The sequence below is a fragment of the Mesorhizobium sp. B1-1-7 genome (genome assembly GCF_006442705.1).
Classification (GTDB): domain Bacteria; phylum Pseudomonadota; class Alphaproteobacteria; order Rhizobiales; family Rhizobiaceae; genus Mesorhizobium; species Mesorhizobium opportunistum.
This window is the reverse complement of the sequence record NZ_VFWQ01000008.1, coordinates 240,815-261,819: the sequence shown is the minus strand read 5'-3', so window position 1 is coordinate 261,819 and position 21,005 is coordinate 240,815. Positions and strand designations below refer to the sequence as shown.

The window sequence follows — 21,005 nt, the reverse complement described above, 5'->3', positions numbered from 1 at the left end:
GGCGGATGTACCGTCAGAGCCGTTTTGGCGGCATTGCCTGGATCATCCGGACCGCAAGATCGAGATCGGTAAGCCCGCCTGAAAGTGGGGTGCGCGGCGTTGCCCCGGACAGGATGCAATCGGCGAAATGCTGCCATTCCCGACGGAACGAGGTGTCCGGGAAACCCGGTATGGTGCGCTCGGACGCGGTTTCGCCTGTTGCCTCGCGCAGGCGCACGGTTGCCGAGGCATTGCGGAAATAGGGGTTCTGGAATTCGATCCGCACCTCATCGCGCTCGCCATGCACATGGATCCACTCGTCCCACCATTCATACTGGGCAAGTGCCATGTCGAAGAGGCAAGGAACGCCATCATAGTCGAGGACCGCCAGCAACTGGTTCGGACCGGCCTGTTGCGCATGGACGACACGGTCGGGCGTGCCGAACGCGCCGCGCATGACGGCAAGGTCATGGCTGGCGAGGCTGAGCAGTACAAGATAGAGATCGCGATAGCCGGCATGGTCCACACCGAGCGCCGCCTCGACGCGCCGGGCGACCGTTTCGCGTCCCGCCGCCAACACGTCGGCCGGCACGTCGGTGATCCGGGTCTGCGTGTAGAGTTTGCCATAGCGGTCGAAGCGGCCCCCGAAATCGTGGATATGGATCGACTTCGGCCGGCCGATGGCGGCTATGCGCTCCAACCCGGTCTCATAACCGGGATCGTAGAATTTCATGTAGCCGACAAGGGCGACGAGGCCGCTCCGCTCGGCCTGTTCGACCAGCGGACGTGCCTCTTGCGGCGTGAAGGCGAGCGGTTTCTCGACGATCAGGTGCTTGCCGGCGCGGATCGCGTCGGCGACCATCTCGCCATGATCGTAAGTGCAGATCACCACCGCATCGACATTCGGGTCGGCGAGCAGGGCGCGATGATCGGTATACCTTCCCGCGACACCATAGTGCTCCCCGACCTTGTCGACCGTCCCCCGCGAGATGTCGCAGAGAGCGGCGATGCGAAACGCCGGCAATTCCATGAGATACGGCAAATGCATCAGCTGGGCGATTTCGCCGCAACCGATGACGCCAACGCCAATGAGGCGATCCTGCATATCAACCCTTCACGGCGCCGGCTGTCAGGCCGGCGATGAACTGCCGTTGCATGGCAACGAAGACGACGATCACCGGCAGTGTCGTGATCGTCAACGCGGCGAAATAGAGCGTCCAGAGCGAATCATACTGCTGGAAGAAGCTGACCAGGCCGAGCGGGATGGTCTGTACGGAAGGGTCGCGCAGCAGCAGGAAGGCGAGGAAGAAATCGTTCCAGATCTCGATGAAGCCGAAGATCGTGATCAGCGCGACGCCCGGCCGGACCAGCGGCAGCATGATGTGGATCAGGATCTCGAGGCGGCTCGCGCCGTCGACGCGCGCTGCGTCCTCGAGATCGGCGGGCAGCGTGACGAAGAAGCTGCGCAGGATGAAGACCGACAGCGGCAGCGACGTCGCCGCATAGACGAAGGCAATCCCGAGCCGGTTGTTGATCAGGCCGAGATCGCGCGCCACCATGAACAGCGGAATGGCCATCACCTGCGGGGGCACCAGCATGGCCGCCACTGCCACCGCCACCACGAGGCCGCGTCCAGGAAACCGCAGGCGCGCCAATGCATAGGCGCAGGGCGTTGCCACGACGACCAGGATGATCAGGGCCGAACCGGTGACGAGAATGCTGCTGACGATACGCGATCCCATGCCGGCGATGCGCCAGGCATCGACATAGTTCTGCAGCACCAGGCTCGATGGCGGGCCCCAGATGTTGCTCAGCATCTCCTCTTTGGTCTTGAGCGAGCCGAACAGCACCCAAAGCAAGGGATAGAGCGTCTCGATGAGCACCAAAGCGAGCGCCGCGTAGATACCCGCGACTTCGAGCAGGTCGCGCGTGCCAAGGCGACGGCGGCTGTAGGCCGCGCCATCATCGAGGGTGGGCAAAGGGTCGGCCGCGCCGTTCATCATACGTCCAGCCTTTGTCGCCGCATCAGGGCGAGCAGGCCGACGCTGGCCAGCCCGACGATCAGGAACAGCACATAGCCGATGGCCGCGGCATAGCTCATGGCGCCGTCCTGGAAAGCCTTGCTCATCATGTAGGTGAGTACGACTTCGGTGGCATGGTTCGGACCGCCCTTGGTCAAGACATAGACGATGTCGAAGTTGCGCACGAAGGCGCCGGAAAGGCCGAGGATGGTGTTGATGAACACGATCGGCATCATCATCGGCACGGTGACGTGCCGAAAGCGCTGCAGCGGGCCGGCGCCGTCCATCTTGGCCGATTCATAGAGTTCCGACGGGATCGTCTGCAACCCCGCGAGGTAGATGACGGCATGGAAGCCGAGCCATTTCCAGACGTCGACGACGATGATCGAATAGAGCGCGATGTCGGCGTCGCCAAGCCATGATTGTTTCAGCGCGCCGAGGCCGAACAGGTCGAGCGCGCCGTTGAGCAGGCCGAAGACCGGATTGTAGATCCAGGACCAGAGCAGTCCGACGGCGACGAAGGACATCGTCACCGGAACGAATGCGGCTGCACGAAAGAAAGCGCGGCCGACCAGCGCCCGGTTTAGCAGCAGCGCCAGCCCGAGGCCGAGCACGTTCTTCAAGATGACGACGGCAACGACGAAGATCAAATTGTTGCGCAGCGCGCCGAGGAAGATGCGGTCGTGCAGGAGGCGTTGATAGTTGGAAAAGCCTGCCCAGGTCGGGTCCGAAAACCCGTCCCAATTGTGCAGGCTGAGCCAGAAACCGTTGATGAACGGCCAAAGGTAGAAGAGGCAAAACAGGATCGCGGCGGGCAGGATCATCAAGAAGGCGACGGCACCGTCCCCGGCACCGAAGCGCCAAGCGCCGGAACGACCCGGAGCAGGAGCGACTTCTTGTGGCCGCGTGATCATGCGGCCTTCGCGCTTTGCGGCGTCAGCACCAGCCCGAGCGTGTCCCTGGTATAGGCGATGCTTTCCAGCGCGCTTTGCTCCGCCGTCTTCTTCGACGCATCCAGCTCGATGATGGCGAGACCGTCGTAATTGGCCTCCAGCAACACGTCGACGATGCCGGCGAGATCGACGACGCCGGCGCCGAGTTCGCAAAAGGCGCCATAGCGGTCATAGCCCTTCAGGCCCGGGTCCACCCTGGTATCCTTGAAATGCATGTAGCGCACGGCCGAAATGTAGGTCCTGACCGCGTCCACAGGATCGGAATTGGTGTGGGCAAGATGGGCCGGATCGATGCACAGGCCGGCAAGATCGGTATCGAGCTCATCCATCATACGATCGAGCTGGTCGCGGCGCTCGATAAAGGTATCGAGATGCGGGTGATAGACCGTCTCAATGCCGAGGTCCTTTGTCCGCCTGCCGACATCCTCCAGGGCCCGGCAAAAGGCGCGGTAGTCGTCGGCCGTGTGGGCGCCGGCGATGGCTTCCGAGGGACCGCCACCGAGAACCAGCACCGGTGACCCAAAACCCCTGAGCATCCTGGTCAGCGCCACCAGCACGTCGCGTTCGTAAGGCCAGGCGACAGGGTTGGTGAAGATCGCATTGACGTAGAAGGAGGAGAGCTTGATGCCATGCTCGCTCTGGCCTTCCGAGAGCAGTGCATAGCGCCGCAGGATGTCGGTGTCGGTGGTCACCCCCATTGGCGCCTGATTGCCGAGCTGCATGTATTTGCGGGCGTACTGGTCCGAAAGGCTGGTGAAGGCGAGGATCTCGAACCAGCCGAAACCCTGTTCGGCCAGGAATTTGATGGCCGGCCCGAGCGGAAGGCCGGTCAGGTCCCAGCTGTTCAGGTGATAGCCGATCGAGAAGCGCTGCCGCTCGGCGCGAGTCTGCGTCATGTGTTCTCTCCGATTGATGAGGCTGCCCCGAAGCGGGCGGCCCCTGTTTTCATGCTTGGCGCATCACTCGGCTGAATGCGCGTCCGCCCAAGATCGGCGCTTACTTCGGCGGCCAATTGCCCTGGGCCTTGAGGTCGTCGAAGGTGGTTTGGATCGAGGTGGCGGCATCCTCGGGCGTCGTCGTGCCGCCGACGATGCCGGCGATGGCCGAAGCCGTGGCCGTCGCGACTTCCGACGGCCAGATCCAGTCGAGGAACTTGATCGTGCTCGGGAAGGCTTGCTTGCGCAGTTCGACGGCATAGGCATCGTCGACCTGCGGCACCCCCTTGATCGAGGCCGCGATCGGCTGCTCCGGTGCAAGATAGAGCGTCGCCACCTCCGGCTTAGTCAGATATTCGATGAACTTGACGGCGGCATCGAGCTTCTCGGGCGGGATCGACGAGGAAACGCACATGCCGTTGTCGGCACCGCCGCCATGGCCCGGCGCCCCCGGCGTTCCGTCCATTTTAGGAAAGGCAAAGACGCCCCATTTGAAGTTCTTGACGCTGGTCTGGAGCGAGGGGACTTCCCAGGTTCCGCCATAATACATGGCGCTCTTGCCGGCGGCGAAGGCCGCACGCATGCCGTCCTGGTCGACCGAGAGCGAATCCTTGGAAAGGATGCCGTCATCGACCCACTGCTTGATCAGCTTGAACCCTTCGACATCGGGCGCATCGGTGAACTTCGCCGTGCCCTCGAGGTTCTTCTGGGTCTTGGCGACGGCATCGCCCGAGGCCTGCGAGAAGGTTTCGAAATACCACATCGGCCACATCACGGTGTTCGAGCCCTGATGCAGAAGCGGGATCACGCCGTCGGCCTTGAATTTCGGCACCGCCGCCTTCAGGTCGTCATAGGTCGGCGGCACCGGGATGGCGAGTTTCTGGAAGAGGTCGACATTGTAGAAGATCGTCGACGTCGAGAGCGTCGAGATCGGCACGCCGTAGACCTGGCCGCTGATGGTGAAGGCGCCAAGTGCCGCGGCGTCGATCCGGTCCTGGAACGGCTTGATCTTGTCGGTGATGGGCATGACCAGCTTGCGCCGGACATAGGCGCCATTGGTGTAGAAGGCCGGGCAGGCGATCAGGTCCATTTCCTGGTTTGCAAGCTTGGCGGTCATCAGGCGCTGGATCGAATCGGTCTGTGGCCCCTGCGCGTCCCATTCGACAGCGGTCACCTCGGGGTTGGCCTTGAGGAACCCGTCGATGACCTGCTGCTGGATCTTCTTCTGCTCGTCCGGCGGTTGGCGCGGCGCGAGTTCGTCAAGCGCCGAGCCGCCGAAAACCTTGAGTGTGATCCCATCGGCATGGCCTATGCCGGGCATTGTGATCAGGCTGAGGCTTAGCAGCGCGGTGGCGAGGATGGAACTGGCGGGGCTTTGTTTCGAACGATGGGTCACTCTCTGCTGAACGGGCATCTGGCTCTCCTTTTCGCCAATGCCGAGGGGCAACCTCGGGACCAAGATCGTTGATGGTCATATGATCTTGGTCCCCTGTTATGATTTTTGTCAATCGGCAAGTATGCCTATAATTTGGTCGGCCACGCGGTAGCGCTACCGAGCGAAAATGGCTGGCTTCGCGTTCGAATATGAAAAGGGCGCGGACCAAAAACGCCGGCAGCCCGTGACAGGTCCCAGGGCCGTCAGGCCGGGCGAACTCTTCGCGTCAGAGGCCGAACCGATCCTTCAGTCGCCCCGAAAGGATCGCCGCCTTCACGCCGAGCGGCCAGAAGCGGTGAAACCGGATTGGCTTGAGCGGCGATATCGGCATGGGAAACGGCGACGTCTCATCACCGCGCAGGCGCTGCGCCAGGGCAGCGCCCATCGCCGAGGCCATGGCGACGCCACGGCCGTTATAGCCAAGGCAGATCAGCACGCCATCTTCCGGCTCGTGAACGTGCAGGAGATGGTCCTTGGTGATTGCGACCCGGCCATTCCAGCCATGTGTCCACCGTACCCCCGCAAGCGCCGGCCAAAGCCGCAGTGCATAGTCGGTGAGATAGCGAATGGCGGAGGCATTTTCGATCGGGCTCATCGGTCCCCGGCCGCCCATGAGAAGGCGCCCGTCGGCATCGATGCGGTAGTACACGGTGATGTTGCCGGCTTCGTAGACGACGGGCCTTTCGGGCAGGATTGCGGCCGCGATCGCCGGCGTAAGCGGTTCGGTCGCCGCAATCGCGCTGAACACAGGAACAAGGGACTGCTCAAGCCCTGGCCATAGGGCGCCTGTATAGCCGTTGGTCGCGATAAGCACCTTCTCGGCGCTGACGGTGCCGCCGGTGGTTTTGAGCACCCACCGTCCAGCCTCCCTCTTCAGCGCGAAGACTTCGCTGCCGCCAAAAATCCGCGCGCCGGCGCTCTGCGCGGCGGCAGCCAGGCCAAGGCTGTATTTCAAGGGATGGAGGTCGCCGCCGCGGGCATCGAACATGCCGGATGTATATCTGTCGGTTCCGGTTCGTGCCGCCATCGCCTTTGCGTCCAGCATGTCGACCGGCATGCCTCGCCGCGCGCATTGGGCGGCCGTGGCCCGAACAGCGGCTTCCGGCTTCGGCCGGATGGCCGCGCGTATGGTACCGTTCTGCCGCGCCTCGCAGGCGATCGACAGGCGCTTGATGAGGCCGAAGGTGAAATCCGGCGCGCCATAGGAGAAATCGATCATCCGCAGCCCCAGCTCTGGGCCGAACATTGCCTCGATCGTGTCGGGGTCGTATTTGAGACCGGGATTGACCTGGCCGCCATTTCTGCCCGAAGCGCCCCAACCCGGCTGCTGAGCCTCGAGCACGGCAACGTCGTCGCCGGCTTCCGCCAGATGCAAGGCGGTCGAAAGGCCTGTGAAGCCGCCGCCGACAATGGCGATCCTTGCCCGCTGCGCGCCGGCGAGCGTGGGATAACTGCCGGTGCCGCCTGCCGTTTCGCGGTAGAGGCTCCTGGGCAGGCTGCTCTCGGACATATTGCGGGCTCTTATGGGCTTGGTGGTGGCGTGACTGCGCCCGCGAGAAATGGCAGACCCGCGAATATCGAGCCGGGCGCGCGGCAATTCAGCATGGCTTTCGGGAAATCACAACAGTTGCGAGAGCGCGGCCATGAAGTGATCGTTCTCCAACGGTGAGCCCATGCTGACACGCACATACGTGTCGTAGCCTTCCTGTCTCCAGGGTTTGACGATGACGCCTTCGCGCAGCAAGCCCTCGACGAATGCGCTGGCATTTTGCCGGCAGTTGAAGAACAGGAAGTTGCCTCTGGAAGGCGCGACCTCGACGCCCTTGCTGATGAGGAAACTCTCGACGCGTGCTCTCTCCGCCTTGGCCAGCGCGACCACCTTGGCGAGGTGTTCCTCATCGGCGAGCGCCGCGAGTGCTGCGGCCTGGGCCATGGCGTTGACGTTGAATGGTGTGCGGACACAATCAAACAGCGCACGCAGTTCCGGGTCGCCGACGATGCCGAAGCCGATGCGCAGGCCCGCTAGGCCAAATGCCTTCGAAAATGTCCGCAATACGATCCAGGACCGGTCACGTTTGGCGAGACAGGGCAGGGAGGAAACATAGTCGTCGCCCACGGCATATTCGGCATAGGCCTCGTCGACGACGATCAGCGTCTCGTCGCCGACTGCATCCAGCACCCTCGACAGATCGCTGCCCGACAGCCAACTGCCGACCGGGTTCATCGGGTTCGAAAACACCAGCATGCGGGGACGCTCGCGCACCGCCTCGGTCAGCGCATCGACGTTGATCGTGAGGTCGTCGTTGACGGCAACGCGCCTGACGGTCGCGCCCATCAACGTGGCGTAGTCTTCGTGCAGCGGGAACGACGGATAGAGTGTGACGACGGCGTCGCCCGGCCGCAAGACGGCGCGGCTTATGACGGAGAGAAGGTCTTCGGAGCCGTTGCCAAGGATGACCTGATCCTCGGCGACGGCATATTTGTCGCCGATCGCCTGGCGGAGCTTGCGCCCTGCGGGGTCCGGATAAAGCCGGAACATCTCGGAGCCGGCCTCCATTGTCGTCGCCAGGGTCGGGCTCGGCCCAAGCGGGTTTTCGTTCGAACCTAGCTTGGCGATCCTGGCGGGCGCGTATCGCGCCATGACCTCGTCGATTGTCAGCCCTGAATTGTAAGGCGACAGATGCGTGACTTCGGTTCTGACCATATGCGAGGCTTTCGACACGGGGCGCGGGCTCCTCTTCGGCAGCCGACAGACTCCCGTCATCGGCCGGGTTCTCAAACACCGGATTTCGCTGCATCCTCCCGGGGGCAAGCCGGTCGCCTGCAGGGTGCACTGGTGGACGACGTCACAAATAGCCTAGCTGAAATGGTTTGTATATGCTTGTATATGGAACCTAAGGTTGGTTAGTCTTGGACTTGGCGCCGAAGCTGCCCAGGAGGATCACATGCGCAATGCTTCTCTCTTCGACCTCTCCGGCAGGAAAGCGCTTGTCACCGGTGCCAGCCGCGGCATCGGGCGCAGCATCGCCGAGGCGCTGAGCGCGGCCGGCGCCGACGTTGCGGTCACGGCGCGCAGCCTGGCCTCCCTCGATGAGACGATAGCGGCCATCCGCGCGGCCGGCGGAGTTGCGCATGCCGTCGCCCTCGACGTCACCGATGTCGGCCGTTGCCGGGCGGCCACCGCCGAGGCTGCTAGCCTGCTGGGCGGTCTCGACATCCTCGTCAACAATGCCGGGATGGAAGAAGTGCGGCCTTCGCTCGATGTCGACGAGGCGCTCTGGGACCGGATCGTCGACACCAATCTCAAAGGAGCCTTCTTCTGCGCCCAGGCAGCGGCGCGGCAGATGCGCGACGCCGGACGGCCCGGCGCCATCATCAATCTATGCTCGCTGACATCCGAAGTCGGCATTCCGACCGCGGTCCCGTACGGCTCGTCCAAGTCGGGCCTGCTCGGCATGACGCGGGCGCTGGCAGCGGAGTGGGCGGATCTGGGCATCAGGGTCAATGCCATTGCCCCGGGCTACTTCAGGACGGCGATGACGGACGTGTTCTACAGCAGCGAGGCGTGGCAGCAGTCGATGTTGGCCAAGATCCCGCAGCACCGTTTCGGCGATCTGCGCGACCTGCACGGCGTAGCCGTGTTCCTTGCCTCGGATGCTGCAGCCTACATCACCGGCCAATCCATTCCGGTGGATGGCGGCTTCCTGGCATCGATCTGAGGCAGCCCGCTATAGGTTCGAAATCCAAGTTTTCCGCAATGTGACCGGCCGGCACGTTGCGTTCCAACAGAAGGAAATTTCCATGTCCGACGTCAGCTTCCACGATCTGTCATCGCTCGATGCCACCCAGCGGGCCGGCCTTCTGAAACGCGCCGAGGGCGATCTGTCGGTCTTCGTCGAAAAGGTCCGCCCGATCATCCAGGCCGTCAAGGACGAGGGCGACGCCGCTTTGATCCGCTTCGCCAGGGAACTCGACAAGGCCGATGTCGCCGAGGGCGGACTGAAGGTGTCTCAGGCCGAGTTCGACGCGGCATTCGACAAGGTCGAGAAGGATGTCGTGGAAAGCATCGGCTTCGGCATCGACAACATCAGGCGCTTCCATGAAGAGCAGAAGCCGGAAACGATGTGGCTCAAGGAAGTCCGGCCGGGCGCCTATGCCGGCGACCGGTACACGCCGATCGCCTCCGTGGCGCTTTACGTACCGCGCGGCAAGGGTGCATTTCCCTCGGTGACGATGATGACATCGGTACCGGCTGTCATCGCCGGCGTGCCGCAGATCGCGATCGTGACGCCGCCGACATCGGATGGTTCGGTGGACGCTGCGACCTTGGTCGCCGCTCGCCTCGCCGGGGTGAGCACCGTCTACAAATGCGGCGGCGCGCAAGCGGTCGCCGCCGTCGCCTACGGCACCGAGACCGTGCAGCCGGCGCTCAAGATCGTCGGTCCCGGCAGCCCGTGGGTGGTGGCGGCCAAGAGCGTGCTGTCCTCGATCATCAACACCGGCCTGCCTGCCGGCCCGTCTGAAGCGATCATCTTTGCCGACGACAGCGTCGACGGCGGCCTCGCCGCGCTCGATCTGTTGATCGAAGCCGAGCACGGGCCGGATTCCTCGGCCTATCTGGTTACCCACAGCCGCAAGGTGGCCGAGGCTGCGCTTGCGGCACTTCCTGAACATTGGTCGCGGATGACCGAACAGCGCGTCGAATTCTCGCGCGCGGTGCTGACCGGAAAGCGTGGCGGCATCGTGCTGACCGCGTCGCTGGAAGACAGCTACCGTTTCATCAACGACTATGCGCCCGAACATCTGGAAATCTTGTCGAAGGAGCCGTTCGCGCATCTCGGGCACATCACCGAGGCGGCCGAAATCCTCATGGGACCGCATACGCCGGTGACGCTTGCCAATTTCGTCCTCGGGCCGAACGCGGTGCTGCCGACCAGCCGCTGGGCGCGAACCTATGGGCCGCTCTCGGTGACGGATTTCGTCAAGCGCTCGTCGGTTGGCTATGTCACCTCGGCCGCCTATCCGGAACTGGCGCGGCACGCCCGCAGACTCGCCCGCTACGAGGGTTTCAGCTCGCATGAAAACGCGGTCTCGGAGATCCGCGACCGCTACCTCGCCGGCTGAACGGAGGCGATCGCGATGAAGGCGGCACGACTTTATGGCCCCGGTGATCTGCGCGTCGAAGATATAGCCACGCCAGGGATTCCGGATGTGGGCTGGGTGAAGCTCAGGGTCGATGCCGCCGGCATCTGCGGTTCGGACCTGCACAATTTCCGCACCGGGCAGTGGATAAGCCGCTCGCCATCGACGGCCGGCCATGAGCTGACCGGCACGGTGATCGCCATCGGCGAGGGCGTCGATACCGTCTCCGTCGGCGACAGGGTGGTCGCCGATTCCCGGTTCTGGTGCGGGGACTGCGCGCAATGCCGCGCCGGCAGGCGGCATCTCTGCGGGTCGCTGGGTTTCGTCGGAGAAATCTGCGACGGCGGCTTTGCCGAACAGGCCATGTTGCCCGCACGTCTGCTGCATGTCATCGATGCCGACCTTGACGAGCGGGTTGCCGCGATGGCCGAGCCGCTTGCGGTGGCGCTGCACGCGGTGCGGCGCCTGCCAAAGACGACGGGCTCGGTGCTTGTTGTCGGCTGCGGGCCGATTGGCGGTCTTGCCGCGCTGCTGCTGTCGCAAACCTTCGCCGGCACGGTGCTGGTCGCCGACCGCAACCAGGCCCGCTGCGCCCGTGTGGCCCAGGTGACTGGAGCCACGATTGTCGATCTCGACCGCGATGCCATTGCCGCGGCAACCGCCAACGCCCCGCTGCTGGCCGCCATCGAGGCGACGGGCAGCATCGCCGCATTCAATCAGTTGCTCGGCGTGCTCGATTCCGGCAGCGCGGTGGCGATGGTCGGTATCTTCCATGGTCGCCTCGACATCGATCCCAACCTTCTGGTCGAACGCGAGATCGCGTTGCTGGGATGCCATGCCTTCGCCGACGAACTGCCCGACGCGGTGCGGATGCTGGGTGAACTTAGTGAACAGCTGCTCGCCCTGATCGATCGCGAGATCGGCCTGGACGAGGTTCCGGCTGCTTATGAACGGCTGTTGGCGGGGCGCAGCGATGGCTTAAAAACGATCATCCGCGTGCGGCAACCTGTTGAGTCCGCTTTGATTTCCGATAAATTGGCGGAAAGGATTTTGACATGATCGATTTGCCCGATACGGCGAGCCCGCTCTACGAGAAGGTGAAGGATTATATCCTGACCAACATCGGAACGGGCCGGTGGGGCAAAGATCGCAAGCTGCCGTCCGAGAATGAGTTGGTGGTTTCGCTTGGTGTGTCGCGAATGACGGTTCACCGCGCCCTGCGGGAACTGACCGCGGCGGGATTCCTGATCCGATTGCAAGGTGTCGGCACGTTCATCGCGCCGCCTAGGCCGCAGTCGACGCTGATCGAGATCAACAACATCGCGGCAGAGATCGTCGAGCGCGGCAACAGGCATCGCTCCGAGGTTCTCGTCCTCGAAACGATCATGCCGTCGAAGGAGCTCGCGCTGTCGTTCGAGTTTCCAAAGCGGGTCTCGATCTATCATTCGGTGGTCGTCAATTTCGAGAACGACCTGCCGGTTCAATTGGAAGAGCGCTTCGTCAATCCGAGCCTGATCCCAGACTACGACAAGCAGGATTTCACCAAGACGGCGACCTATGACTACCTCATGCAGAAGACCCCGGTGACCGAGGTCGAGCATATCATCTCCGCGATTCCGGCCGACAAGGAGACGGCGCGGCATCTGGGCATCGATGTCGGCAGCTGTTGCCTTCTCCTGCACCGCCGCACGTGGACGGGCGCGGTTGTCGCCACGATCAGCAAGCTCACCTACGCCGGCAGCCGCTATTCGCTCGGCAGCCGCTATTCCCCCTCCAGAACCAATTGACGTCAACGAGAAGCACAGCCGCGGAGCGTTCGCTGTAAATGTATATACATGTACTGAGGAAGGTGGCTTTGCCTCTGCTGGACGGCCTGGCTGGAAGGGACGGCAGATGACGCAGCCACGGAGCCGCACGGCGCGAATCCGGGCCCTCGCGCAGCATGATGTCGCGGCGGCGCAGCAAGCGCTTTCGGCATTGCTGGGCGATCTGTTCGGGATGAACCCCGGCAATGTCCGCATAAACGTGGACAAATACAGCCTCAATTCTTTGAACGGTTTCTTCGATAGCGACGGCGGGGCCTACTTCTTCAAGTTCCATCAGGAGGAGCGGGAGGAAGGCATGACCGGTGAGTACTACCGGGCCGAGATCCTGTCGCGCGCCGGCCTGCCGGTCGACCAGCCCGTCCATATGTCGGCCCAGCCGGGCGAACAGATCCTTGTCTATCGCCGCCGCATGGATCCGAGATTTTCGGACGTGCTGTTCGCGCTGGATGCCGAAGATGATCCTGAGAAAAGGCGACAGGCGGCCCTTGCCGAGCGCGACCTGTCCGCAAGGTTGCTCGAGGTCTATCTCGAGACGCTGCATCCTGTGACCGTCGCGGAGGTCGCGGCGGAGCCTATCCACCGGCTGTTTTATGAGCGGCTGATCGATCCGGATACACGCGCATCGCCAGGCGGCCGGCTGGCCGATTTCTATGTCGGCAAGTCGTTTGCCTTTCCCGGCGCGGAACTCGACTGGGACCGGTTTTCGCGGCTGAAGTTCGTCATCAACGGCCAGCTCTACACCAAGGGCATCGGTGAGCTTTTCGATGCCGCGGCCGCGCGCTTGCGGCCGGATCGGCTTGCCGATGCCGGCGGTGTGGTCGCGCATGGCGACGCCCACAACGCCAATGTCTGGTACACCGAGAAAACGGGGAGGGCGGCACTGTCCTTCTTCGATCCCGCCTTTGCCGGCTCGCATATCCCGACGCTGCTGGCGGAGGTGAAAGCGACGTTCCACAACATCTTCGCCCATCCGTTCTGGCTCTACGATCCGGACATCGCGACCGAGGCTTTTCGCGCGCAGGCGCGGCTGGACGGGAACCTCTTCCATGTCGACACGGACTGGGACCTGAGCCCCGTCCGCCGCGACTTGCTGGAGGTCAAGGCGACGATGCTGTGGCGGCCATTGCTGCTGGAGCTCGAGCGGCGCGGCATGCTCCCTGCGGATTGGCGATCGGTGCTGCGCTCAGGGCTCTTCCTGTCGCCAACCCTGGTCATGAACCTGCGGGCCGGTGCGCGCAGTCACACGCCGGTCTCCTCCCTCATTGCCTTTTCGGTTGCGGTCATGGTCGGCAGCGAGCCTGACACCGGAGCCGATCGGGTGAGCGATTTCCTCGACCGGATCGATCCAGAAAGAGCATGATTGATGGCTGCGGGGGATGCGGGCGGAAGGCTTGCCCATGGTGGAAAATTGAGTCATTCCAACTTGTATATGCATGTATGTATTTTAGCCTTGACATCCGCCGCCGCTGACGCTGAAATATCCTCGCACTTCACCATGAAGTGGCGGGCAAGACGCCGAGGCACAGTGCCGCAAGAGCAGACCCCGCAGTCTCACCAGACCGGACGCCTGGGTAAAAGAGCGGTCTGATCATCAAGGGGAACTAGAGACGATGCATAAGCTAGCAGGACAATTTCGCGCGCTCGTGATGGCCGCCGCCATCGGGCTCGCTGCCGCCCCGGCAGCCCACGCGGCCGAAGCGGCCATTCCCACGACGCCCGAGGCCGGATCGTTCAAGATCGGCATCGAGCCTTGGCTCGGCTACGGCCAGTGGCACGTCGCCGACGCTAAGGGCCTGTTCAAGGCAAACGGACTGTCGGACGTCCAGATCGTCAACTTCGCCGAGGACAAGGACATCAACGCCGCGCTCGCCAGCGGCCAGCTCGACGCCGCCAACATCGCCACCCACACGGCGATGGGCATGGTTGCCGCCGGCCTGCCGGTGAAGATCGTTTTGCTGCTCGATGTCTCCATGACGGCCGACGCCATCATCGCCGGCAAGGACGTCACCTCCATCGCGGACCTCAAAGGCAAGCAGGTCGCTTTCGAGGAAGGCACGACGAGCGACATCCTGCTCAAATACGCGCTATCCAGGAACGGCATGTCGGTCGCCGATATCCAGCCGGTTCCAATGCCCGCCGCCGATGCCGGTGGTGCCTTGATCGCGGGCCAGGTACCGGTCGCGGTCACCTACGAGCCGTATCTCACTGTGGCCATGGCGCAGAACAAGGACGTCAAGCTGCTTTTCACCGCCGGCGAGGATCCCGGCCTGATCAGCGACGTGCTGGTGGTGCGCGACGAGGTGATCAAGTCACGGCCCGGCCAGGTGCTGGCCATGATCAAAACCTGGGATGCGGCGCTGAAGGACTACAAGGCCGACACGCCTGGTGGCCGCGCCATCATCGCCAAGGCCGTCGGTTCGGACGTCAAGGATCTCAACACCGCCTTTGATGGCGTGCGTTACTATTCGCTCGCCGAAAACAAGACGGCGCTCACCGGCGACTTCACCACCAAGACATTCGCCGATGTCGAAGCGGCGGCCAAGAACGCCAAGCTGCTGCAGGCCGACGTGACGCCGGAGCAGATGATCGACCCGTCCTTCGTCAAGGCGGCGGAATGACGACGGCCGGATCGCGGTGGTGACGCAGATGTCCGCAGAGCCCTCCGCGAAAACGGCCCCGGCTCGCTCCGCACCGGGATCGGTCACGAAACAGGCAAGGCGCCGTCGATCCTCCGGGATCGGGGTGCCGATCGCCAGGTCGCGTTTCCTGATGATCGCGGTGGCCGTCTTTGTCGGGCTTGGTCTCGCCTGGTGGGCGGCGACCGGCCTGGGATGGGTAAAGCCCATCTTCCTGCCGTCGCCGGGCAGTGTCGCGACCCAGATCGTCAAGCTCGCGACCGAGGGTACGTTGTGGCTGGACCTCAGGGCCTCGATGTACCGCATTTCCATCGGTTTCCTCATCGCCTCGGCGCTGTCCATACCGATCGGCGTGCTGATCGGCAGCTTCCGCTCATGGGAAGCGGCCATCGAGCCGCTGGTGGATTTCATCCGCTACATGCCGGTCGTCGCTTTCGTACCCCTCTCCATCCTGTGGGCGGGCACCGGCGATACGCAGAAATTCCTGATCATCTTCATCGGCACTTTCTTCCAGCAGGTGCTGATGATCATGGACAATGTGAAACGGGTGCCAGCCGATTTCATAGGCCTCGGTCGCACGCTCGGCCTGCCGGACCGCAAGATCCTGACGCGCATCGTCGTTCCCAGTGCCTTGCCCGGTATCTGGGATACGCTGCGCATCAGCCTGGGCTGGGCATGGACCTGGCTAGTGCTGGCCGAACTCGTCGCAGCGACATCTGGCCTCGGCTATCGCATCACCGTGTCGCAGCGCTATTTCCAGACAAACACCATCATCGGCTACATCCTGCTGCTCGGCGTGCTCGGCCTCATAACCGATCAGGTCATGAAGGCGCTGGAAAAGGTGCTGTTCAGGCAGGATGGCCACCCGCAATGAGGAACGGCCGATGAACCCTCCCAAATTGCGCATCGCGGGTCTCCACAAGAGCTTCGGCACGGGAGAGCGGCGCACCGAAGTGCTGCGCGACATCAACCTCGATCTTGCCGACAACGAATTCGTTTCTCTCGTCGGCACATCGGGCTGCGGCAAGAGCACGCTGCTCTCGATCGTGGCCGGACTGCAGGACTTCGACGCTGGCGATCTCAGCATCGATGCCGCACCGATCCTGCAGCCGGGTCTCGATCGTGGCGTCGTCTTCCAGTCCTACACGCTGCTTCCCTGGCTGACGGCGCGGCAGAACATCGAGTTTGCCCTCAAGGCCGCGGGTTACGATCGCGCGGCCTGCCGCGAGATCGCGCTCGAGCATCTCGATCTCGTCAAGCTGTCGGACAGCGCCGAGCGCTATCCATCGGAACTCTCGGGCGGCATGAAGCAGCGCGTCGCCATTGCGCGCGCGCTTTCCTATCGGCCCAAGATGCTTTTGATGGACGAGCCTTTTGGCGCGCTGGACGCCTTGACCCGGCACCAGATGCAGGAACTGCTGACCCAGATATGGGAGGAGCACCGGCTCACCGTGCTCTTCGTCACGCATGACGTCGAGGAGGCCGTCTATCTGTCGGACCGCATCGTCGTCATGGGGATCGGCCCGGGACGCATCATGCAGACCTTCAACGTCGACATCGAGCGTCCGCGCCGGGAAGAGGTGATGGAAACTCCGGCTTTCATGGATTTGCAGCGCGGCGTGCACAAGGCGATCCGCGAGGCGTCAAGACGTCCCGAAATGGCGTAGCATCCGCGCGCTCACACTTTGCCGATCCGCTCAGCGGTCAGGACTCAAGGACCATGGGGACTGCATATGCCGAGCGTCCATGCAATGGTTCCGCAGAAGCCGCCGACATACCCACGATAGCTGCCGTAGCCATTGTAGTAGCTGTCCATCCCGCCATTGACGCCGGCCGAGTTGTCGCCAGTCAAACCGTCGCCAACCACCACATATTCGTGGTGAACGGCATGCCGATACCTGTCACCATGATGAGTTGTGGTGTGGACAAAATGGTGCCTGACCGCATGGTGCCTGACCGCGGCATCGGCGATGGAACTGAATGAAATCGCGCTTGCGGCCGCCAATATGATGACACCGGTGGACATCATCTGCCGTTTCATGAGGATGCCTCCTGTTCATGCGAGACATGCATGACCAGAAAACGGCCTCCGCACCCGATGCGTTCCTTCACAAAATCGGGACAGGGATTCGCCGGATGCATTGTGTCCCTGGGCAACCGCTGACAGCGATCATCCCGCTGCTCTCCATTCCTGTCCGGTTCTGCCGCAACCCTCACGTCGCTTTGCCGACAGCCGCGTCCATTCTCATTTCCTCCTCGGAAATGTCGTCGAACGAAGCGTAGTTCATGTTGTAAAGGCGGGCGTAGAGGCCTTTCTTCCGCATCAGCTGTTCGTGGTTGCCGCTTTCGACGATCTCGCCATTCTGCAGGACGATGATGCGGTCGGCGCCGCGTATGGTGGCCAGACGGTGGGCGATGACCAGCCCGGTGCGGCCCTCCAGCAATTTGATCAACGCCTTCTGGATCAGCATCTCGGTGTAGGAATCGATGCTGGCCGTGGCCTCGTCGAGCACCAGGATCTTGGCGTCGGCCACCAGCGCGCGTGCAAAACTGATCAGCTGGCGCTGGCCGAGCGAGAGATTGCCGCCGCGCTGCTCGAGCTCGGTGTCGTAGCCATTGGGCAGGTGCTCGATGAAGTCGTGCGCGCCCACGGCTTGTGCCGCGCGCACCACTTCCTCGTGGGTCGCGCCGGTCTTGTGATAGCGGATGTTCTCCAGCACCGTGCCGGAAAACAGGAACGGCTCCTGCAGCACCATGGCCACCTGGTCTCCGAGCGAATCCTGCGTCAGGTCGCGCACATCATGGCCGCCGACCAGGACCTCACCCGACCAGACATCGTAGAAACGGTGCACCAGCGCCATGGAACTCGACTTGCCCGACCCGGTCGGGCCGACAAGGGCGACGGTCTCACCCGGATTGACGCGGAAAGAGATGTTCTTCAGCACCGGCTGGTTTTGCCTGTAGCCGAAGGTGACGTTCCTGAACTCGACCGAGCCGTCCATGTCGCGCGACAGCGTCACGGCATTCTCCTTGTCGCCGACATCCACCGGTACGTCTAGCACTTCGGAGATGCGCTGGCCCGAAGCCATGGCGCGCTGCATGACGCTGTACTGCATGGTGAGCGAGCGGATCGGGTCGAAGAAACGCTGGATGTAGAACAGGAACGCCACCATGACGCCGACATCGAGGCTGTGCGACAGCACCATCGAACCGCCGACGACGATGACCGTCGCCATGGCGATGCCGGTCAGCGTATCGACGATCGGCACCATCACCTGCGCGTATTTGGCCGACCGCAGGTGGGCATTGAGATTGGCCAGCACCTTCTCGTCGTAGAGGTCGAAATTGACATGCTGGCGCTCGAGGCTCTGCACGGTGCGCACGCCATGGATGCCTTCTGCGAGCGCCCCGTTGGCGATCGAGTTGGTCTCGTGCGCCGCCATGAAGGCGACCTTGGCGCGCGGCAGCCAGAACAGGCGCACGATGAACAGCACCGGCATGGTCGATAGCGTCAAGAGCCCGAGCCGGAAGTCGAGCCACAAAAGCACGCAGACGATACCGAACAAGAGCACGATGTCGCCCACCGACATCACGGATGTTTCGAGGAACTCCTGCATCGAATTGACGTCGCCCTGCAGGCGCGACATCAGGCGGCCGACCTCGGTCTTGTCCATGAAGCTCAGCGAGACGCGCTGCAGGTGGCTGAACATGGCGCGGCGCAAATCGGACAGCACGTTCTCGGCCACCTTGCCGACGACGCTTTCCTGCACATGGCTGGCGGCATAGTTGATGAGGATGATCACCGCGAAGACACCGGTCGCCGAGATCATCACCGAGTGGTCTAGCCTGCCCGCGGCCATGCCATGATCGATGGCGTAGCGGATGACCAGCGGGATCGCGAGCTGCGTCAGCGTGAACACCAGCACAGCGGCGACCGAGATGAAAATCCGGCCCCGATACGGCCTGACGAAGCTCCAGATGCGCCTGATGATGCGAGGATCGTAAGCCTTGCCGAAAACCTCTTCCTCGTCGCGATGCGACCCGACGACGGCCTTGGTCGGCCGCCCGCTGGTGTCTTCCTTCTCATCGTCGATGTGTTTCGACATCACGCGGCTCTATCTCTTTAGTTTTGACGCAATTCCCAAGGGAAAGCGCTACGCGCTTTTCCCGGGAAAACCGGTTTCCACTTTTCCTGGAATTGCTCCCGCGGGTCGGTCCTCGTCCGGCCGCAATTGCAGGTCGTAGAGTGCGCGATAGCGTCCGCCGAGCGCCAGCAGCTCCTCATGCGTGCCGCGCTCGACGATGCGGCCGCCCTCCACGAACAGGATCTGGTCGGCATGCATCAGCGAACTCAGCCGGTGCGAGATGATCAGCGTCACGCGATCCCTGGCGAAGCGCTTCATCGCCGCCCGAATCCGCTGCTCGGTGCCGGCATCGATGGCAGCGGTCGAATCGTCGAAGACCAGCACCGATGGCCGCAGCATCAGGCTGCGCGCGATGGTCAGCCGCTGCCGCTGGCCGCCGGAAAGCGATGCGCCGCGCTCGCCGACGACCGTGGTGTAGCCGGCGGGAAGTCCAATGATGTAGTTGTGCAACTGGGCATATTCGGCTGCCTGCCCGATGCGGGTCTCGCGCGCCCACGGATTGCCATAGGCAATGTTGTTCTCGATCGAGGTGGTGAACAGGAACGCGTCCTGCTGCACGACGCCGACCGCCTTGCGCAATGATTGCAGCGTGACCTTGCGGATATCCTGGCCGTCGATGGTGATCGCGCCCGATGTCACATCGTAGAAGCGCGGAATCAGATGCGCGATGGTCGACTTGCCGCTGCCCGGAGGGCCGACAATGCCGATGGTTTCGCCGGACCTGGCCTCGAACGAAATGCCCGACAGTGTCGGCCGGCCGCCTGAACCCTCGTAACGGAAGCCGACATCATCGAAGCGCAGCACGCCCTCGGTAACGACAAGATCCGTGGCGTCGGGCGCGTCCTCGATGTCGAGTTCGGTGTCGAGCAGTTCGAACAGCCGCGTGCCGCAGGTCGAGGCGCGCGCGAATGAGTTGACCATCAGGCCGAGCTGGCGCACCGGCATCTGCAAAATGGTCATGAAGGTGAGGAACTGCGCCAGTGTGCCGACGCTGATCTGGCCTGCGATCACCTTCTGGCCGCCGAACCACAGCACCAACCCCATGGCGGCGAGGAAGGAAAAGTTCATGGCGCTGGTATTGCTGACGCGGATGTCGACGCGCCTATTGGCAAGGTCCAGCGCATCCTGCTTGGCACGGTCGAATTTTTTGAGCTCGTGCCGCTGCGCCGCGAAGGCGCGCACGACGCGGATGCCGCCGAGGTTCTCGTCCATAACCCGGCTCAGCACCGACAGACGCTCCTGCAGCGTCAGCCAGGTGCTGCGCAGCGCCAGTTGCGTCACCGAGGAGCGCCAGGCGACGAACGGCACGAAGCTCAGACTGAGCAGCCCAAGCACGAGATCGGTGCTGATCAGAAGATAGGCGCCGACGCCGATCAGCACGCCGAGCAGCACCACCCGCAGGATGCCGGTGGAAAAGAACATGCGCACGCCGTCGAGATCGAGCAGGCCGAGCGTGATCAGATCGCCGCTATGGACCTCGTCGTGGAAGGAGAAGCTCAGGCGCTGGATCTTCTCGTAGAACGCCAGGCGCAATTCATAGCCGGTCCGGTGGCCGACGGCCTCGCCATAGTAGTTCTGCGCCATGGTGAAGAGACCGCGCAGGATGCTGATCACGAGCAGCGTCAGCGCCGTGTTCCACAGCGCCTGCTCGGCCGCGGTGCCGGCACCCGCGGCCATCACGCCTTGCGCCTGGTCGATGGCCCGTCCCAAGAGGCGTGGAATGAAAAGCTGCAGCGTCGCGGCGATGAAGGTCGAGACCAGGGTGATGGCGACTTGCCAGGGATGGCGCAGCGTCATGCGCACGATGCGCAGCAGCGTGCTGAGGCCCTTGCCCCAGGAGGCTTCGGCCACATGGGCAAACGATTTGCCGCGCTTTGCTGCGCCGCTGGTTGCATCCGTAAGCAAGGAAAATATCCAGTCTAATCCGGACATT

At 63.1% G+C, this 21,005-nt stretch carries 18 protein-coding genes; 8 read left to right on the top strand and 10 right to left on the bottom strand.

What is annotated here, in order from left to right:
- Positions 1-13 precede the first annotated feature (13 nt).
- The 7 genes from FJ978_RS15950 to FJ978_RS15920 all read right to left on the bottom strand — a co-directional run bounded on the left by FJ978_RS15950 (position 14) and on the right by FJ978_RS15920 (position 8,045).
- The gene (locus tag FJ978_RS15950; protein ID WP_140572869.1) at positions 14-1,084 is read right to left on the bottom strand and encodes a Gfo/Idh/MocA family oxidoreductase; all 1,071 of its coding nucleotides are present in this window, start codon (positions 1,082-1,084) and stop codon (positions 14-16) included.
- Between the two features lies 1 nt (position 1,085).
- Positions 1,086-1,982 (bottom strand): carbohydrate ABC transporter permease, encoded by an 897-nt coding sequence (locus tag FJ978_RS15945; protein WP_013896999.1) that lies wholly within the window; start codon positions 1,980-1,982, stop codon positions 1,086-1,088.
- Complete coding sequence (locus FJ978_RS15940; protein WP_013896998.1) at positions 1,979-2,914, bottom strand: sugar ABC transporter permease; 936 nt, start codon at positions 2,912-2,914, stop codon at positions 1,979-1,981. Before FJ978_RS15940 ends, FJ978_RS15945 begins: the two co-directional genes overlap by 4 nt.
- Positions 2,911-3,849: a sugar phosphate isomerase/epimerase gene (locus tag FJ978_RS15935; RefSeq protein ID WP_013896997.1), complete on the bottom strand. Its 939-nt coding sequence runs from the start codon at positions 3,847-3,849 to the stop codon at positions 2,911-2,913. The genes FJ978_RS15940 and FJ978_RS15935 overlap by 4 nt, the downstream gene beginning before the upstream one ends.
- A 100-nt stretch (positions 3,850-3,949) precedes the next feature.
- Positions 3,950-5,302 carry an extracellular solute-binding protein gene (locus FJ978_RS15930; protein WP_140572868.1) on the bottom strand — a complete coding sequence of 451 codons (1,353 nt, stop codon included), beginning with the start codon at positions 5,300-5,302 and terminating at the stop codon, positions 3,950-3,952.
- Between the two features lie 247 nt (positions 5,303-5,549).
- On the bottom strand, positions 5,550-6,833 hold the full coding sequence (locus tag FJ978_RS15925; RefSeq protein WP_140572867.1) for an FAD-binding oxidoreductase: 1,284 nt from the start codon (positions 6,831-6,833) through the stop codon (positions 5,550-5,552).
- Positions 6,834-6,941: 108 nt separating this feature from the next.
- Positions 6,942-8,045: a histidinol-phosphate transaminase gene (locus tag FJ978_RS15920; protein WP_140572866.1), complete on the bottom strand. Its 1,104-nt coding sequence runs from the start codon at positions 8,043-8,045 to the stop codon at positions 6,942-6,944.
- Between the two features lie 223 nt (positions 8,046-8,268).
- On the opposite strand from FJ978_RS15920, the gene FJ978_RS15915 reads away from it, so the two are divergent.
- The 8 genes from FJ978_RS15915 (at position 8,269) to FJ978_RS15880 (ending at position 16,594) form a co-directional block, all read left to right on the top strand.
- Complete coding sequence (locus FJ978_RS15915) at positions 8,269-9,042, top strand: glucose 1-dehydrogenase (protein ID WP_140572865.1); 774 nt, start codon at positions 8,269-8,271, stop codon at positions 9,040-9,042.
- An 82-nt stretch (positions 9,043-9,124) separates the two neighbouring features.
- Complete coding sequence (gene hisD / locus FJ978_RS15910; RefSeq protein ID WP_140572864.1) at positions 9,125-10,447, top strand: histidinol dehydrogenase; 1,323 nt, start codon at positions 9,125-9,127, stop codon at positions 10,445-10,447.
- Between the two features lie 15 nt (positions 10,448-10,462).
- A complete protein-coding gene (locus tag FJ978_RS15905) occupies positions 10,463-11,524 on the top strand; it encodes an alcohol dehydrogenase catalytic domain-containing protein (RefSeq protein ID WP_140572863.1) in 1,062 nt (353 codons plus the stop codon).
- Entirely contained in the window at positions 11,521-12,252 is a 732-nt protein-coding gene (gene hutC / locus FJ978_RS15900) for a histidine utilization repressor (protein ID WP_013896990.1), read from the top strand. The genes FJ978_RS15905 and hutC overlap by 4 nt, the downstream gene beginning before the upstream one ends.
- A 106-nt stretch (positions 12,253-12,358) precedes the next feature.
- Positions 12,359-13,651, top strand: a complete 1,293-nt coding sequence (locus FJ978_RS15895; protein WP_140572862.1) for a hypothetical protein — start codon at positions 12,359-12,361, stop codon at positions 13,649-13,651.
- A gap of 250 nt (positions 13,652-13,901) precedes the next feature.
- The gene (locus FJ978_RS15890; protein ID WP_140572861.1) at positions 13,902-14,909 is read left to right on the top strand and encodes an ABC transporter substrate-binding protein; all 1,008 of its coding nucleotides are present in this window, start codon (positions 13,902-13,904) and stop codon (positions 14,907-14,909) included.
- A gap of 124 nt (positions 14,910-15,033) precedes the next feature.
- On the top strand, positions 15,034-15,801 hold the full coding sequence (locus FJ978_RS15885; protein WP_181180411.1) for an ABC transporter permease: 768 nt from the start codon (positions 15,034-15,036) through the stop codon (positions 15,799-15,801).
- 10 nt (positions 15,802-15,811) lie between these two features.
- Positions 15,812-16,594: an ABC transporter ATP-binding protein gene (locus FJ978_RS15880; RefSeq protein WP_140572859.1), complete on the top strand. Its 783-nt coding sequence runs from the start codon at positions 15,812-15,814 to the stop codon at positions 16,592-16,594.
- Between the two features lie 44 nt (positions 16,595-16,638).
- On the opposite strand, the gene FJ978_RS15875 is transcribed toward FJ978_RS15880, so the two are convergent.
- The 3 genes from FJ978_RS15875 to FJ978_RS15865 form a co-directional block, all read right to left on the bottom strand.
- On the bottom strand, positions 16,639-16,968 hold the full coding sequence (locus tag FJ978_RS15875; protein WP_013896985.1) for a hypothetical protein: 330 nt from the start codon (positions 16,966-16,968) through the stop codon (positions 16,639-16,641).
- 172 nt (positions 16,969-17,140) lie between these two features.
- The gene (locus FJ978_RS15870; RefSeq protein WP_140572858.1) at positions 17,141-19,033 is read right to left on the bottom strand and encodes an ABC transporter ATP-binding protein; all 1,893 of its coding nucleotides are present in this window, start codon (positions 19,031-19,033) and stop codon (positions 17,141-17,143) included.
- A gap of 48 nt (positions 19,034-19,081) precedes the next feature.
- Entirely contained in the window at positions 19,082-20,977 is a 1,896-nt protein-coding gene (locus FJ978_RS15865; protein ID WP_140572857.1) for an ABC transporter ATP-binding protein, read from the bottom strand.
- Positions 20,978-21,005 lie beyond the last annotated feature (28 nt).

What these genes read in the sequence shown, in the direction of transcription:
- hutC (WP_013896990.1), top strand. Translation starts at nt 11,521, where the DNA reads ATGATCGATTTGCCCGATACGGCGAGCCCGCTCTACGAGAAGGTGAAG.
- FJ978_RS15935 (WP_013896997.1), bottom strand. Translation starts at nt 3,849, where the DNA reads ATGACGCAGACTCGCGCCGAGCGGCAGCGCTTCTCGATCGGCTATCAC.
- FJ978_RS15925 (WP_140572867.1), bottom strand. Translation starts at nt 6,833, where the DNA reads ATGTCCGAGAGCAGCCTGCCCAGGAGCCTCTACCGCGAAACGGCAGGC.
- FJ978_RS15945 (WP_013896999.1), bottom strand. Translation starts at nt 1,982, where the DNA reads ATGATGAACGGCGCGGCCGACCCTTTGCCCACCCTCGATGATGGCGCG.
- FJ978_RS15875 (WP_013896985.1), bottom strand. Translation starts at nt 16,968, where the DNA reads ATGAAACGGCAGATGATGTCCACCGGTGTCATCATATTGGCGGCCGCA.
- FJ978_RS15915 (WP_140572865.1), top strand. Translation starts at nt 8,269, where the DNA reads ATGCGCAATGCTTCTCTCTTCGACCTCTCCGGCAGGAAAGCGCTTGTC.
- hisD (WP_140572864.1), top strand. Translation starts at nt 9,125, where the DNA reads ATGTCCGACGTCAGCTTCCACGATCTGTCATCGCTCGATGCCACCCAG.
- FJ978_RS15930 (WP_140572868.1), bottom strand. Translation starts at nt 5,302, where the DNA reads ATGCCCGTTCAGCAGAGAGTGACCCATCGTTCGAAACAAAGCCCCGCC.
- FJ978_RS15905 (WP_140572863.1), top strand. Translation starts at nt 10,463, where the DNA reads ATGAAGGCGGCACGACTTTATGGCCCCGGTGATCTGCGCGTCGAAGAT.
- FJ978_RS15895 (WP_140572862.1), top strand. Translation starts at nt 12,359, where the DNA reads ATGACGCAGCCACGGAGCCGCACGGCGCGAATCCGGGCCCTCGCGCAG.
- FJ978_RS15940 (WP_013896998.1), bottom strand. Translation starts at nt 2,914, where the DNA reads ATGATCACGCGGCCACAAGAAGTCGCTCCTGCTCCGGGTCGTTCCGGC.
- FJ978_RS15950 (WP_140572869.1), bottom strand. Translation starts at nt 1,084, where the DNA reads ATGCAGGATCGCCTCATTGGCGTTGGCGTCATCGGTTGCGGCGAAATC.
- FJ978_RS15880 (WP_140572859.1), top strand. Translation starts at nt 15,812, where the DNA reads ATGAACCCTCCCAAATTGCGCATCGCGGGTCTCCACAAGAGCTTCGGC.
- FJ978_RS15890 (WP_140572861.1), top strand. Translation starts at nt 13,902, where the DNA reads ATGCATAAGCTAGCAGGACAATTTCGCGCGCTCGTGATGGCCGCCGCC.
- FJ978_RS15870 (WP_140572858.1), bottom strand. Translation starts at nt 19,033, where the DNA reads ATGTCGAAACACATCGACGATGAGAAGGAAGACACCAGCGGGCGGCCG.